Raw genomic sequence first — 12,657 nt, 5'->3', positions numbered from 1 at the left:
CATCGCCGCCCGCCCGCCTGGCGGGTCATTCGCCGCCGTTATAGTTCTTCAGCTCGTCGCCGGTGAGGCTCACCACATGGAGCACGTTGGTCGACCCCGGCGTGCCGAAGGGAACGCCGGCGCACACCACCACCCGGTCGCCGGCGGCGGCGATGCGGTGGCGCAGCACCATCCGCTTGGCCTTGGCGATCATCTCCTCGAACGAGTCGACATCGCGGGTGTGCACCGCATGCACGCCCCACAACAGGCCGAGACGGCGCGCCGTCTCGATCCGCGGGGTCAGCACCACGATCGGCACTGACGGCCGCTCGCGCGCGATCCGGCGCGCGGTCGATCCCGACGTGGTGAAGCACAGGATCGCCGAGGCCGACACCGTGCTGGCGATGTTCTTCGCCGCCTCGGCCAGCGCATCTGCGGTGGTCGGATCGGGCTTGGTCACGGTGAAGTGGACCCGGTCGCCATGCGCGGGATCGCGCTCCACCGCGTCGGCGATCGAGTTCATCATCGCCACCGATTCGATCGGCCAGTCGCCCGCGGCGCTTTCGGCCGACAGCATGATCGCGTCGGCGCCGTCATAGACCGCGGTCGCCACGTCGGACACCTCGGCCCGGGTCGGCGAGGGCGAGGTGATCATCGATTCGAGCATCTGCGTCGCGACGATCACCGGGCGGCCCATGCGGCGGGCGGTCTCGACGATGCGCTTCTGCAGCGGCGGCACCGATTGCGGCGGCAGTTCGACGCCCAGGTCGCCGCGCGCCACCATCACGCCGTCGCACTGCTCGACGATCTCGTCGAGCCGGGCGATCGCCGACGGCTTCTCGATCTTGGCGAGCAGTGCCGTCTTGCCGCCGATCAGGCGGCGAGCCTCCATCAGATCCTCGGGCCGCTGGACGAAGCTGAGCGCGATCCAGTCGACTTCCTGCTCGACCGCGAACGACAGGTCGCTGCGGTCCTTTTCGGTCAGCGCCGCCATCGGCAGTACCATGTCGGGGACGTTCAGACCCTTGGAATTGGACAGGGTGCCGCCCACCTCGACGATCGTCGTCATCTGGTCGGCGCCGTGGCTGATCACGCGCAACACCATCTTGCCGTCGTCGAGCAGCAGCCGGGCGCCGTCCTGCGCCGCCTCGAAAATCTCGCGGTGCGGCAGCTCGACGCGGGTCGAATCGCCCGGCGTCGGATCGCGGTCGAGCACGAACTGATGGCCGGTGACGAGCGTCACCTTGCCCTCGGCGAACTTGCCGACGCGCAGCTTCGGCCCCTGGAGATCGGCAAGGATCGTGCTGGGCCGGCCCAGCTTCTTCTCGAGCGCGCGGATCGCCTGGATCACCGGCACCTTCGATGCCTGGTCGCCATGGCTCATGTTGATCCGGAATGCGTCGGCGCCGGCGTCGAACAGCCGTTCGATCATCTCGGGCGACGAGCTTGCCGGACCGAGCGTTGCGAGCACGCGCACCTTGCGGGAACGCGGGTGGATCGCTTGTGTCATCGTTGTCAGGTCCTCGGCTTGTGCCTTGATGCCTCTAGCTTCTATTGCGCGGGGATCAACCTAGGAGGTTTGCATGGCGACGCTCGAAACGCTCGACGACACGGTTGCGGCTCAGGCTTTCCGACGGCTCGTGCGGCATTTGCGGCACCGTTCCGACGCGGAAAATATCGATCTGATGGGACTGACGGGCTTTTGCCGGAACTGCCTGGGCGACTGGCTGGAGGCAGCCGATCCGACGATGAGCAAGGCCGAGGCGCGCGAGATGATCTATGGCATGCCCTATGACCAGTGGAAGACGCTGCACCAGGGCGAGGCGACGCCGGAGCAGATCCAGCGGATGAAGGATTCGGTCGCGAAGAACCGCGAGGACACGGCGCTCGACGAAGCGCTGGACGAAAGCTTCCCGGCAAGCGATCCTCCCGCAATGACCGAGCCGAACCGCTGAGTCCAAGGCGGACGGGCCAATCAGGGGGAAAGAGGATGATCCGATCGTTGATCGCGGCCGCGGCGCTGATGGCGGCGGTGCCGGTATATGCGCAGGGCACGCCGACCGCCGCGTCGAAGCTGACCTATATCCATGCCGGCACGCTGCTCGACCGGCCCGGCCAGAAGCCGCGCGGCAATTCGACGATCATCGTGCGCGACGGCAGGATCGTCGAGATCCGCGACGGCTTCGTCGCGCCCGAGGGCGGCGCGACGCTGGTCGACCTCAAGAGCGCCTTCGTCCTGCCCGGCCTGATCGACATGCACGTCCATCTGCTGTCCGAGGGCGATCCGCTGCGCGAGCGGATGGAGGCGCTGACCCGCGACGATGGCGACGCGTTCATCATCGGGACGCAGAATGCGCGCCGCGACCTGGAGGCCGGGTTCACGACCGTGCGCGACCTGGGCAGCGAGCCGCGCGCGATCCGCGCGCTGCGCGACGGGATCGATCGCGGCGCGATCGCCGGGCCGACGGTGATCAATGCCGGGCGGATGATCTCGGTCTCGGGCGGCCATGGCGACAGCCAGAACGGCCTGGCCGAACCCTGGGCCGAGGCGGTCGCGGCGCATCAGATCAACACCTGCAACGGCCCCGACGACTGCCGTCGTGCGGTGCGTGCCCAGATCGGGTTGGGGGCGCAGGTGATCAAGTTCGCCGGCACCGGCGGCGTGCTGTCGAACGTGGCGGGCGGCCTGGGCAAGCAGATGACCGACGACGAGATGAAGGCGGTCGTCGACACCGCGCACAGCTTCGGGCGGCGGGTCGCGGTGCACAGCCATGCCGATGAGGGCACCCGCGCCGCGATCGAGGCCGGGGTCGACACGGTCGATCACGGCACGTTTCTGACCGATTCGACGATCGCGCTGATGAAGACGCGCGGGACCTGGCTGGTTCCGACGATGCTGGCGCCGCAGACCGCGGTCGAGGCCGCGCGTGCCGGCAAGCTTCCGCCCGCGACGATCCCGAAGGCGGAGGCGGCAGCCACGGCGGCAAAGGACAGCCATCGCCGTGCGATCCGCGCCGGAGTGAAGATCGCCTTCGGCACCGATACCGGCGTGTCGCGGCACGGCGACAATGCCCGCGAATTCGCGCTGATGGTCGGCGCGGGGATGACGCCGATGGCGGCGATCCGCGCGGCGACGCTCGATGCCGCGGACGCGCTGGACCGCAAGGGCGAGATCGGATCGATCGAGCCGGGCAAATGGGCCGACATCATCGCCGTCACCGAAAGCCCTCTGGAGGAAGTGAGCCGGCTGGAGCGGGTCGATTTCGTGATGCGCCGCGGCGTGGTGCACAAGGCCGGGGGCAAGCGGCAGGTTTTCCCGCTGGACTGAGGTTGAGCGCGTCGGGGCAATCGCCTAGACGCGCAGCCTTCCACACAGATTCGAGAGCGGGATTTCAATGAGCGACAATATTTCGGCCGAGCAGCTGCGCCTTTTCATCGAGCGCATCGAGCGGCTGGAGGAAGAGAAGAAGGGCATCGCGGACGACATCAAGGACGTCTATGCCGAGGCCAAGTCGACCGGGTTCGACGTGAAGACGATGCGGTCGATCGTCCGCCTGCGGAAGATGGAGAAGCATCACCGCGACGAGGCCGAGGCGCTGCTGGAGACCTACAAGAACGCGCTCGGCCTCAGCTGAGGATATTGAATGATCCTGACCACGACCAGCCATGTCGACGGCCGCCAGGTGACGCGGTACCATGGCATCGTCATGTCCGAGGTGATCCTGGGCGCCAATATCTTTCGCGACCTGTTCGCGGGGATTCGCGACATCGTCGGCGGGCGCTCGGGCAGCTATGAAAAGCCGTTGCGCGATGCGCGGCGGACGGCGCTGGACGAATTGTCGGACGAGGCGCGCGATCTGGGCGCCAACGGCGTGATCGGGATCGATTTCGATTATGAAGTGATCGGCAAGAACGGTTCGATGCTGATGGTGTCGGCATCGGGCACCGCCGTGACGATCAGCGGCGTCTGAGCCGCAGCAGGACCGGGGAACCCCATGGCAGGCCATTCCAAATTCAAGAATATCATGCATCGCAAGGGCGCGCAGGACAAGAAGCGCTCCAGCATGTTCTCGAAGCTCAGCCGCGAAATCACCGTGGCGGCGAAGATGGGTCTGCCCGACCCGGACATGAACCCGCGCCTGCGCGCCGCGATCAACGCGGCCAAGGCGCAGTCGATGCCGAAGGACAATATCCAGCGCTCGATCGACAAGGCGAGCAAGGGCGACGGCGAGAATTACGAAGAGATCCGCTATGAGGGCTTCGGGCCGGGCGGCGTCAGCCTGATCATCGAGGCGCTGACCGACAACCGCAACCGCACCGCGACCAACGTCCGCACTGCCGTCGCCAAGAATGGCGGCAATCTGGGCGCGTCGGGATCGGTCAGCCACGGGTTCGACCGGATGGGCCTGATCAACTATCCCGCCGCCGCGGGCGACGCCGACACGGTTTTCGAGGCGGCGCTGGAGGCGGGTGCCGAGGACGTCACCTCTTCCGAGGACGGGCACGAGATCTGGACCGCGCTGGACGCGCTGCACGAAGTCGCCAAGGCGCTCGAGCCGGTGCTGGGCGAGGCCGAGGGTGCGAAGCTTGCCTGGCGTCCGCAAACCATGGTTGCGGTTGCCGAGGGCGATGCCGCCACGCTGTTCAAGCTGATCGACGCGCTGGACGACGATGACGACGTCCAGACCGTTTGGGGCAATTACGAAGTCTCGGACGAAGTCATGGAGAAGCTGGGCTGATCCTGCTCGGTCTCGATCCGGGCCTCGGCACGACCGGCTGGGGCCTGATCCGGGCCGAGGGCAACCGGCTGAGCCACATCGCCAATGGCCGGCTGAAGACGGACAGCGCCCAGCCGCTTCCGCGACGTCTGGCGCATCTCGATGCGCAGCTTGCGGCGCTGATCGTCGATCGCGCGCCCGACGGCGCGGCGGTCGAGGAAGTGTTCGTCAACGCCAACCCGCAATCGACGCTGAAGCTCGGCCAGGCGCGAGGCGTGGTGATCTGCGCCGCGGCGCGTGCCGGGATCGATGTCGGCGAATATGCGCCGGCGGTGGTCAAGAAGGCGGTGGTCGGGGTCGGCAATGCCGACAAGGCACAGGTCCATGCGATGATCGCGCGGCTGTTGCCGGGAACGAAGATCGACGGGGCCGATGCCGCTGATGCATTGGCGGTGGCGATCTGTCACGCGCATCACGTGGCGAGCGCGCGGCGCGGGGTGCTTTAGGCTCTTGCACCACGCCGGAGGGATGACGCCGGAACAAAACGGGGCTAACTCCTTCGCATGATCGCGCATCTTCACGGCAAGCTTGCCACCGCCGGCATCGATTCCGCAGTGATCGACGTGAACGGCGTCGGCTATCTCTTCGGGGCATCGGCGCGGACGCTGACGGCGCTGGGGCAACCGGGCGATGTGGTGACGGTGCATACCGAGATGCTGGTCAGCGAGGATTCGATCCGGCTGATGGGCTTCGCCACTGCGGACGAGCGCGACTGGTTCAAGCTGCTGACGAGCGTGCAGGGGGTGGGGGCGAAGGTCGCGCTGGCGATCCTGTCGATCCTGCCGCCCGAGGATGTCCAGAAGGCGATCGGGCGCGGCGACCATGCGATGATCGCGCGCGCAAACGGCGTCGGGCCGAAGCTGGCCCAGCGCATCGCCAACGAACTGAAGGACAAGGCCGGCGGGCTGGCCGCGGGCGGGATCGGCATCACCGCGGCGCCTGCGGGGGGGGCGGCGCAGGATGCGGTTTCCGCGCTGCTGAACCTGGGGTTCAAGCCGGCCGAGGCATCGAACGCGGTCGGCGCGGCCAGCGACGAACTGGGGCAGGGCGCGACGCTCGACGCGCTGGTTCGGCTGGCGCTGCGCAAGGCGGCGAAGTGACGCGCGGACCGGCGCGCCCGGCCCCTCGACAGCAGTGGCTGCGAACAGGTAGGGAACGGCGCGATGATGCAGGACCCGATCGCATGATCCGCCCGATCCCGGGAGCCACCGCGCGATGAGCGACGGCGAGCGCATCCTGGCGCCCGAGCGGCGCGGCGACGATATCGATGCGGCACTGCGTCCCAAGCTGCTCGACGAGTTCGTCGGGCAGAAGGCTGCGCGGGAGAATCTGCGTGTGTTCATCGATGCCGCGCGCGGACGCGGCGAGGCGCTGGACCATGTGCTGTTCTTCGGGCCCCCGGGCCTGGGCAAGACCACGCTGGCGCAGATCATGGCGCGCGAGATGGGCGTCGGCTTTCGCGCGACGTCGGGGCCGGTCATCGCCAAGTCGGGCGACCTGGCGGCGCTGCTCACCAATCTCGACGACGGCGACGTGCTGTTCATCGACGAGATCCACCGCCTGGCGCCGCAGGTCGAGGAAGTCCTGTATCCGGCGATGGAGGACCGTGCGCTCGACCTGATGATCGGCGAAGGGCCTTCGGCGCGGTCGGTGCGGATCGACCTGCCGCGCTTCACCCTGGTCGGGGCGACGACGCGCCAAGGCCTGCTGACCCAGCCGCTGCGCGACCGGTTCGGCATCCCGATCCGGCTGAATTTCTATACCGTCGACGAGCTGGAGCGGGTGGTGACCCGGGCGGCAGGCCTGCTCGGCCTGGCCATCGCCCCCGACGGTGCGCAGGAGATTGCACGGCGCGCACGCGGCACCCCGCGCATCGCCGGGCGGCTGCTGCGCCGCGTGCGCGATTTCGCCAATGTGCTGGGCGAGGCGGTGGTCCATGCCCGGGTCGCCGACCAGGCGCTGACGCGGCTCGAGGTCGATTCGCTCGGCCTCGACGCGATGGATCGCCGCTACCTCTCGATGATCGCCGACATCTACAAGGGCGGCCCGGTCGGGGTGGAGACGCTGGCCGCCGGCCTGTCCGAGCCGCGCGACACGATCGAGGAAGTGATCGAACCCTATCTGATCCAGCTCGGGCTGGTGGCGCGCACCGCGCGCGGCCGCTGCCTGAACGGCGCGGCGTGGAAGCATCTGGGCATCGAGCCGCCGCAGGGCGCGCAGGACGGGCTGTTCGACTGAGGTGGCGCGGGCCGGCGCAGGACGGGCGGGTGATCGCCGCGAACCGGTTGCCACGGGGTCTGTCCAATCAGCGCACGGGGTTCCCCCGCTGGAATTGGTGGGTTAGGGGCAGGGCGATGGACGCTTTGACCGCCCTGGGTCGGATTTCCGGCAACGAGCATCGCCTGGTCCTGCGGGTCTATTTCGAGGACACCGACCTGACCGGGGTCGTCTATCACGCAAATTATCTGCGCTACATGGAACGCGCGCGCTCCGACATGCTTTTGGCAGCGGGGATCGACCAGCGTGCCGCGTTCGAGGCGGGGGAAGGGGCCTATGCCATTGCCGGCCTGTCCATCCGCTATCGCGCGCCGGCGCGGCTGGGCGACGAACTGACGATCATCAGCCGCGTGATGCGTTTGCGCGCGGCATCCGTGGATATTCATCAACGAGTCATGCGTAGCGATACCATAGTGGCGCAGGCGGACGTCGAAGCCGCCTTCGTGCTGCCATCGGGTCGGCCGCGCAGGCAGCCGGCGGCGTGGATGGCGGCATTCGCCCCGCTGGTGTGGAAGGGAAATTGAGCCGATCATGAGTGTGCCCGTCGATCCGAGCAGCAGCCTGTCCCTCACCCATCTGGTCCTCAACGCCAGCATCGTCGTCCAGATCGTGATGGCGGGGCTGGTGCTCGCCAGCCTGTGGAGCTGGGCGATCATCTTCAGCTTCGGCACGCGGATCGGCAGCGTTCGCAAGGCGATCGACGCGTTCGAGATCGAATATCGCGAGGCCGATGATATCGACGAGTTCCACCGTCGCGTGTCAGTGCGCGACCAGCCGATCGCGCGCATCTTCTCGGCCGGGGTCAGCGAATGGCGGCGCTCGACCTCGGGCAAGTCGATCGACCGCGAGGCGACGCGCGAGCGCCTGGCGACGGCGATGGGCGCGGCGACCGCCAACGAGATCGATCGGCTGGCCGACCGGCTGAGCTTCCTGGCGACGGTCGGGTCGGTCGCGCCGTTTGTCGGCCTGTTCGGCACCGTCGTCGGCATCATGAACAGCTTCATGGGCATTGCCGGGGCCGAAAGCTCATCGATCGCCGTCGTGGCGCCGGGCATCGCCGAGGCGCTGTTCGCGACCGCGATCGGCCTGGCGGCCGCGATCCCGGCGGTCATCGCGTACAATGCGTTCAGCCACCGCATCAATCGCGTCGAGCAGCGGCTGAACCGCTTTGCGGACGGCTTCCACGCGACGCTCAGCCGCAGGCTCGAGCTGGAGGCATAACCCGCGATGGCGATGCACCTTCCCTCCAAGCGCGGCCGCGGCCGGCGCACGCCGATGGCGGAGATCAACGTCACGCCGCTGGTCGACGTGATGCTGGTGCTGCTGATCATCTTCATGGTGACGGCGCCGCTGATGAACGCCGGGGTCCCGGTGAACCTGCCCGAGAGCAAGGCCAAGCCGCTCGAGCAGGACAGCAAGCCGGTTCAGGTCTCGATCGACACCCAGGGGCAGATCTTCATCGATTCGGACCCGGTGACCGAGGCGGCGCTGGGCGCGCGGCTGAGCGATATCGCCGCCAATCGTCGCGACGCCGACGGCCGCCCGCCGCTGGTCCTGATGCGCGGCGACCAGGCGATCAACTATGGCAAGGTCATGTCGGTGCTGGGCGAACTCAATCGCGCGGGGCTGAACCGGGTCCAGCTGGTCAGCAACCCCGCGGGCAAGAAGTGACCGGGAGGCCGACCTGATCCGTCGTTCCGAACTGGGCGGTCTTGCGCTCTCGACGGTCGCGCACGGCGCGATCGTCGCGGCCTTGCTCTACCTCGCGCTCAACCAGGTGACGCCGCCGCCCGAGCCGACCGAACAGCCGATCGAAGTGACGCTGTCGGACGACGTCGGCCTCGTCAGTGCGGCGCCCGATCCGAGCAGCGAGCCGCCCGCGCCGCAGCAGGGCGACGAAACCGCCACGCCCGACAGCGCGCCGGTCGAGCCCGCACCTGCGCCCGAGCCACAGCCCGAACGCCAGCCGGAGCCGAAGCCCGAGCCGAAGCCGCAGCCGAAGCCGAAGCCGCAGCCCAAGCCCGAGCCGGCAAAGCCGGCGCCGAAGCCGGCAACGAAACCGCAGCCGCAGCCGCGCCCGGAACGCACGACGGCGGCAAAGCCGTCGACCCGGCCGGCGCAGCAGCCGAGCCGCAACCCGCGGGTCAGCGACGATTTCCGGCAATGGGGCAGCAAGCTGGGCACCGGCCCGGCGACGCAGCCCAGCCAGGGGACGGGCCAGAAGTCGCAGGCGACGATGACCGGTGCCGCACGAAGCAACATCGGCTCGGCGATCGCGCGCCAGGTCCAGCCGTGCGCCGATCGCCAGGTGCTGCCGGCTGCCGAGGCGTCGCAGATCCGCGCGATCGTCCAGCTGCGGCTGAACCGCGACGGATCGCTTGCCGGCCCGGTCAGGGTCACGGGGCACGAAGGCGTGACCGACGCGAACCGCCGCTATGTCGATCGTGTCGACGATGCGGTCCAGGCGATCTTCGCCGGCTGTTCGCCGCTGCGCAACCTGCCGCAGGAACTGTATGACGTGCCGGGCGGGTGGAAGGTGTTCACGTTGCGCTACCGGCTGACCGGATGAGTGACGCGGCACCGCGAGACGCTGATTTTTGGATATCGACCGAGCAGATGAGGCCAAAACGATGAGACAGATGTTCAAAGCGGTCGCGGCAGCGGCGCTGGTGGCCTGCGCAGTACCCGCCCTTGCGCAGGATCAGCCGGTCACGCCACCCCCGGCCGGACAGACGCCGCCGCCGCAGGACGACCAGCTGATCGTGGACGTTGAAGGTGGCCGCACCAGCGCGCTGCCGATCATCATTCCGGTCATGCCGACCAACCAGGTCGCTTCGACCCCGGCGGGATCGACGGACGATCTGGGGCGCCAGCTCGCCCGGATCATCGACGAGGATCTGCGCAATACCGGCATCTTCAAGACGGTGGGCCCGAACGCGGCACGGCCGATTCCCTTTTCGGAAGTGAACCAGCCCAATTTCGACAGCTGGAGCGCCTATGCCTCGCAGGCGCTGGTACAGGGCTATGTCCGCGCCAACGGCAACGGCACGCTGACCGTCGGCTGCTATGTCTATGACGTCGCGTCGCGCCGCGAGTTGATCCGCGAGGGCTTCGTCGTGTCGCCGGGCGAATGGCGCCGCGCCGCGCACAAATGCGCCGACGCAATCTATGCCCGGCTGACCGGTGACGGCCCCTATTTCGACAGCCAGATCGTCTATGTCGCCGAGCGCGGCCCCAAGAACCGCCGTATCAAGCAGCTGGCGATCATGGACTATGACGGCGCCAACCACCGGTTCCTGACCAACGGCCAGACGATCGTGCTGACCCCGCGCTTCTCGCCGGACCAGCGCTCGATCGTCTATATGAGCTATCAGAACCGCAAGCCGGCGATCTACATCTACGACATGGGCAGCCGCAATTCGCGGATGGTTGCGTCGAACGTGGCGCTGAATTTCGCGCCGCGCTTCTCGCCCGACGGGCGCTGGGTGCTGTTCTCGATGTCGGTTGCGGGCAATATCGACCTGTACCGCGTCGCCGCATCGGGCGGCGAGCCGGTGCGGCTGACCAACTCGCCCGGCATCGACACCGGCGGCAGCTATTCGCCCGACGGCCGGCGGATCGTGTTCGAAAGCGATCGCAGCGGCACGCAGCAGCTCTATGTCATGAATGCCGACGGGTCCGACCAGAAGCGGATCAGCTTCGGCGGCGGGCGCTATGCCACGCCGGTCTGGAGCCCGCGCGGCGACCTGATCGCCTTTACCCGCACCGGCGGCGGCGCGTTCCGCATCGGCGTGATGAATTCGTCGGGCGGCGGCGAGAAGCTGCTGACCCAGAGCTGGGGCGACGAGGCGCCGAGCTGGGCGCCAAACGGCCGGGTGCTGATGTTCTTCCGTGCGGCGCAGGGATCGGGCCGGCCCGACCTGTGGTCCGTGGACGTCAACAGCGGCTTTGCGCGGCGCACGCCGACCCCGATGGACGGTTCCGATCCGAACTGGGGACCGATTCGTCCCTGAAACGTTATGGCCGGGCGTGCGCGCATGCCCGGCAGCGGGTAATCGAGACTGAAGAGGAGAAAGAAGCATGGCCAAGACCCTGACCGGCGTGATGCTCGGCGTCGCGCTGATCGCGACCGCAGGTTGCGCGAAGAAGGTGCCGCCGACGGCGGTCGCGCCGAGCGAGCAGGGCCCCGTCGTCGACAATGGCGGCAGCGGCGACGAGATTGCGGGACCGCTGAACGAGCGCTTCAAGCGCGAGGTGCTGAGCGATACGGTCAATTTCGGGTTCGACCAGTATGACCTGGACGCCGAGGCGCAGCGCATCCTGGAAAGCCAGGCACAATGGCTGACCGCCAATCCCAATGCGCGCGTCACGATCGAGGGCCATTGCGACGAACGCGGCACCCGCGAATACAACCTCGCCCTGGGCGACCGCCGCGCCAATTCGGCGAAGAATTATCTCGCCTCGCGCGGCGTCTCGCCGAGCCGCATCACCACGATCAGCTATGGCAAGGAACGGCCGATCGCGCTGGGCTCGGACGAGACCAGCTGGCGTGCCAACCGCCGTGCGGTGACGATCGTCCTGAACTGATCCCGACCCCTCGGGTCGTATCGAAAGCCGTCGGAGCCCCGTGCTCCGGCGGCTTTTGCTTTGCCTGCCGATACCGCTTGCAACGGAGTGTGAAGCGATATAAAAGTGATATCACAATATAGGGAGGAAAAGATGGTCGATACCCATGGCGCCGGCCCCGCGCTGCGCCAGAGCAGCGAGACGCCTGCACGCACGGCGAGCGGCTATGGCATGCTCGTCCTGATGCTGGTCGCACTCGTCGTGCTGGTCTTTTCGGCGACGCAGCTCAAGGTGCAGCCCTGGGCACCCTGGGTCCTGATCGCATCGGTGCTGGTGTTCACCTTCGTCTCGATCGGCTTCTATCTGCTGCAGCCCAACCAGGCGGTCGTGATCACGCTGTTCGGCGACTATAAGGGCACCGACCGGACCACGGGCCTGCGCTGGACCTGGCCGTGGATGACCAAGAAGAAGCTGTCGGTACGCGCGAACAACATCATCTCCGAGCGGATCAAGGTCAACGACCTGCGCGGCAATCCGATCGAGATGGCGGCGCAGGTGGTGTGGCGCGTCACCGACAGTGCCCAGGCGCTGTTCGACGTCGACGACTACAAGTCGTTCGTGGTGGTCCAGATCGAGGCGGCGGTGCGCACCATCGGCTCGCGCTACCCCTATGACGATTTCGAGCATCAGGAAGTGACGCTGCGCGGCAATCACGACCAGGTTGGCGGCGAGCTGCGCACGGAACTGATCGCCAGGCTGCGGGTCGCGGGCATCACCGTCGACGAGTGCGGCTTCACGCATCTGGCCTATGCCCAGGAGATTGCCGGGGCGATGCTGCGACGCCAGCAGGCGCAGGCGGTGGTCGCGGCCCGTCAGACCCTGGTCGAGGGCGCGGTCGGCATGGTCGAGATGGCGCTCGACCAGCTCAGCGCGAAGAATGTCGTCGAACTGGACGACGAGCGGCGCGCGGCGATGGTGTCGAACCTGATGGTCGTGCTGTGCGGCGAGCGCGATACCCAGCCGATCGTCAATGCGGGTTCGCTGTATCAGTAAGATG

General features: G+C 67.7%; 16 protein-coding genes. 15 read left to right on the top strand and 1 reads right to left on the bottom strand.

Going from position 1 to position 12,657, the window contains the following annotated elements:
• Positions 1 to 25 precede the first annotated feature (25 nt).
• A complete protein-coding gene (gene pyk / locus TPR58_RS08745) occupies positions 26 to 1,489 on the bottom strand; it encodes a pyruvate kinase (RefSeq protein ID WP_346246254.1) in 1,464 nt (487 codons plus the stop codon).
• Between the two features lie 73 nt (positions 1,490 to 1,562).
• Here pyk and TPR58_RS08740 point away from each other — a divergent pair, with 73 nt between their 5' ends.
• From TPR58_RS08740 to TPR58_RS08670, 15 genes are all read left to right on the top strand, one after another.
• Positions 1,563 to 1,934 carry a DUF1244 domain-containing protein gene (locus TPR58_RS08740; protein WP_346246253.1) on the top strand — a complete coding sequence of 124 codons (372 nt, stop codon included), beginning with the start codon at positions 1,563 to 1,565 and terminating at the stop codon, positions 1,932 to 1,934.
• A 35-nt stretch (positions 1,935 to 1,969) separates the two neighbouring features.
• Positions 1,970 to 3,307 (top strand): metal-dependent hydrolase family protein, encoded by a 1,338-nt coding sequence (locus tag TPR58_RS08735; RefSeq protein ID WP_346246252.1) that lies wholly within the window; start codon positions 1,970 to 1,972, stop codon positions 3,305 to 3,307.
• A 67-nt stretch (positions 3,308 to 3,374) separates the two neighbouring features.
• Entirely contained in the window at positions 3,375 to 3,614 is a 240-nt protein-coding gene (locus tag TPR58_RS08730; protein WP_346246251.1) for a DUF2312 domain-containing protein, read from the top strand.
• 9 nt (positions 3,615 to 3,623) lie between these two features.
• Positions 3,624 to 3,950 carry a heavy metal-binding domain-containing protein gene (locus TPR58_RS08725; protein ID WP_346246250.1) on the top strand — a complete coding sequence of 109 codons (327 nt, stop codon included), beginning with the start codon at positions 3,624 to 3,626 and terminating at the stop codon, positions 3,948 to 3,950.
• A gap of 24 nt (positions 3,951 to 3,974) precedes the next feature.
• A complete protein-coding gene (locus tag TPR58_RS08720) occupies positions 3,975 to 4,718 on the top strand; it encodes a YebC/PmpR family DNA-binding transcriptional regulator (RefSeq protein ID WP_346246249.1) in 744 nt (247 codons plus the stop codon).
• Complete coding sequence (gene ruvC / locus TPR58_RS08715) at positions 4,715 to 5,203, top strand: crossover junction endodeoxyribonuclease RuvC (protein ID WP_346246383.1); 489 nt, start codon at positions 4,715 to 4,717, stop codon at positions 5,201 to 5,203. Before TPR58_RS08720 ends, ruvC begins: the two co-directional genes overlap by 4 nt.
• 57 nt (positions 5,204 to 5,260) lie before the next feature.
• Complete coding sequence (gene ruvA / locus TPR58_RS08710; RefSeq protein WP_346246248.1) at positions 5,261 to 5,857, top strand: Holliday junction branch migration protein RuvA; 597 nt, start codon at positions 5,261 to 5,263, stop codon at positions 5,855 to 5,857.
• 115 nt (positions 5,858 to 5,972) lie between these two features.
• A complete protein-coding gene (gene ruvB, locus TPR58_RS08705; protein WP_346246247.1) occupies positions 5,973 to 6,995 on the top strand; it encodes a Holliday junction branch migration DNA helicase RuvB in 1,023 nt (340 codons plus the stop codon).
• Between the two features lie 116 nt (positions 6,996 to 7,111).
• Positions 7,112 to 7,558 (top strand): YbgC/FadM family acyl-CoA thioesterase, encoded by a 447-nt coding sequence (locus TPR58_RS08700; protein WP_346246246.1) that lies wholly within the window; start codon positions 7,112 to 7,114, stop codon positions 7,556 to 7,558.
• Positions 7,559 to 7,565: 7 nt separating this feature from the next.
• A complete protein-coding gene (gene tolQ, locus TPR58_RS08695) occupies positions 7,566 to 8,255 on the top strand; it encodes a protein TolQ (RefSeq protein ID WP_346246245.1) in 690 nt (229 codons plus the stop codon).
• A gap of 6 nt (positions 8,256 to 8,261) precedes the next feature.
• Positions 8,262 to 8,705, top strand: coding sequence for a protein TolR (gene tolR / locus TPR58_RS08690; RefSeq protein ID WP_346246244.1), 444 nt, complete (start codon positions 8,262 to 8,264; stop codon positions 8,703 to 8,705).
• 82 nt (positions 8,706 to 8,787) lie between these two features.
• Positions 8,788 to 9,603 (top strand): cell envelope biogenesis protein TolA, encoded by an 816-nt coding sequence (locus TPR58_RS08685; protein ID WP_346246243.1) that lies wholly within the window; start codon positions 8,788 to 8,790, stop codon positions 9,601 to 9,603.
• Positions 9,604 to 9,673: 70 nt separating this feature from the next.
• A complete protein-coding gene (gene tolB / locus TPR58_RS08680) occupies positions 9,674 to 11,047 on the top strand; it encodes a Tol-Pal system beta propeller repeat protein TolB (RefSeq protein ID WP_346246242.1) in 1,374 nt (457 codons plus the stop codon).
• A 67-nt stretch (positions 11,048 to 11,114) separates the two neighbouring features.
• Complete coding sequence (gene pal / locus TPR58_RS08675; protein WP_346246241.1) at positions 11,115 to 11,621, top strand: peptidoglycan-associated lipoprotein Pal; 507 nt, start codon at positions 11,115 to 11,117, stop codon at positions 11,619 to 11,621.
• A 132-nt stretch (positions 11,622 to 11,753) separates the two neighbouring features.
• On the top strand, positions 11,754 to 12,653 hold the full coding sequence (locus tag TPR58_RS08670) for an SPFH domain-containing protein (protein WP_346246240.1): 900 nt from the start codon (positions 11,754 to 11,756) through the stop codon (positions 12,651 to 12,653).
• Positions 12,654 to 12,657 lie beyond the last annotated feature (4 nt).

This window comes from Sphingomonas rustica (genome assembly GCF_039652585.1).
GTDB classification, from domain to species: domain Bacteria; phylum Pseudomonadota; class Alphaproteobacteria; order Sphingomonadales; family Sphingomonadaceae; genus Sphingomonas; species Sphingomonas rustica.
The sequence above is the reverse complement of the archived record's forward strand: the minus strand, read 5'-3'. Positions and strand labels throughout refer to the sequence as shown.

Excerpts from the sequence above, each read along its gene's own strand:
- pyk (WP_346246254.1), bottom strand. The coding sequence starts at position 1,489 with ATGACACAAGCGATCCACCCGCGTTCCCGCAAGGTGCGCGTGCTCGCA.
- TPR58_RS08740 (WP_346246253.1), top strand. The coding sequence starts at position 1,563 with ATGGCGACGCTCGAAACGCTCGACGACACGGTTGCGGCTCAGGCTTTC.
- TPR58_RS08735 (WP_346246252.1), top strand. The coding sequence starts at position 1,970 with ATGATCCGATCGTTGATCGCGGCCGCGGCGCTGATGGCGGCGGTGCCG.
- TPR58_RS08730 (WP_346246251.1), top strand. The coding sequence starts at position 3,375 with ATGAGCGACAATATTTCGGCCGAGCAGCTGCGCCTTTTCATCGAGCGC.
- TPR58_RS08725 (WP_346246250.1), top strand. The coding sequence starts at position 3,624 with ATGATCCTGACCACGACCAGCCATGTCGACGGCCGCCAGGTGACGCGG.
- TPR58_RS08720 (WP_346246249.1), top strand. The coding sequence starts at position 3,975 with ATGGCAGGCCATTCCAAATTCAAGAATATCATGCATCGCAAGGGCGCG.
- ruvA (WP_346246248.1), top strand. The coding sequence starts at position 5,261 with ATGATCGCGCATCTTCACGGCAAGCTTGCCACCGCCGGCATCGATTCC.
- ruvB (WP_346246247.1), top strand. The coding sequence starts at position 5,973 with ATGAGCGACGGCGAGCGCATCCTGGCGCCCGAGCGGCGCGGCGACGAT.
- TPR58_RS08700 (WP_346246246.1), top strand. The coding sequence starts at position 7,112 with ATGGACGCTTTGACCGCCCTGGGTCGGATTTCCGGCAACGAGCATCGC.
- tolQ (WP_346246245.1), top strand. The coding sequence starts at position 7,566 with ATGAGTGTGCCCGTCGATCCGAGCAGCAGCCTGTCCCTCACCCATCTG.
- tolR (WP_346246244.1), top strand. The coding sequence starts at position 8,262 with ATGGCGATGCACCTTCCCTCCAAGCGCGGCCGCGGCCGGCGCACGCCG.
- tolB (WP_346246242.1), top strand. The coding sequence starts at position 9,674 with ATGTTCAAAGCGGTCGCGGCAGCGGCGCTGGTGGCCTGCGCAGTACCC.
- pal (WP_346246241.1), top strand. The coding sequence starts at position 11,115 with ATGGCCAAGACCCTGACCGGCGTGATGCTCGGCGTCGCGCTGATCGCG.
- TPR58_RS08670 (WP_346246240.1), top strand. The coding sequence starts at position 11,754 with ATGGTCGATACCCATGGCGCCGGCCCCGCGCTGCGCCAGAGCAGCGAG.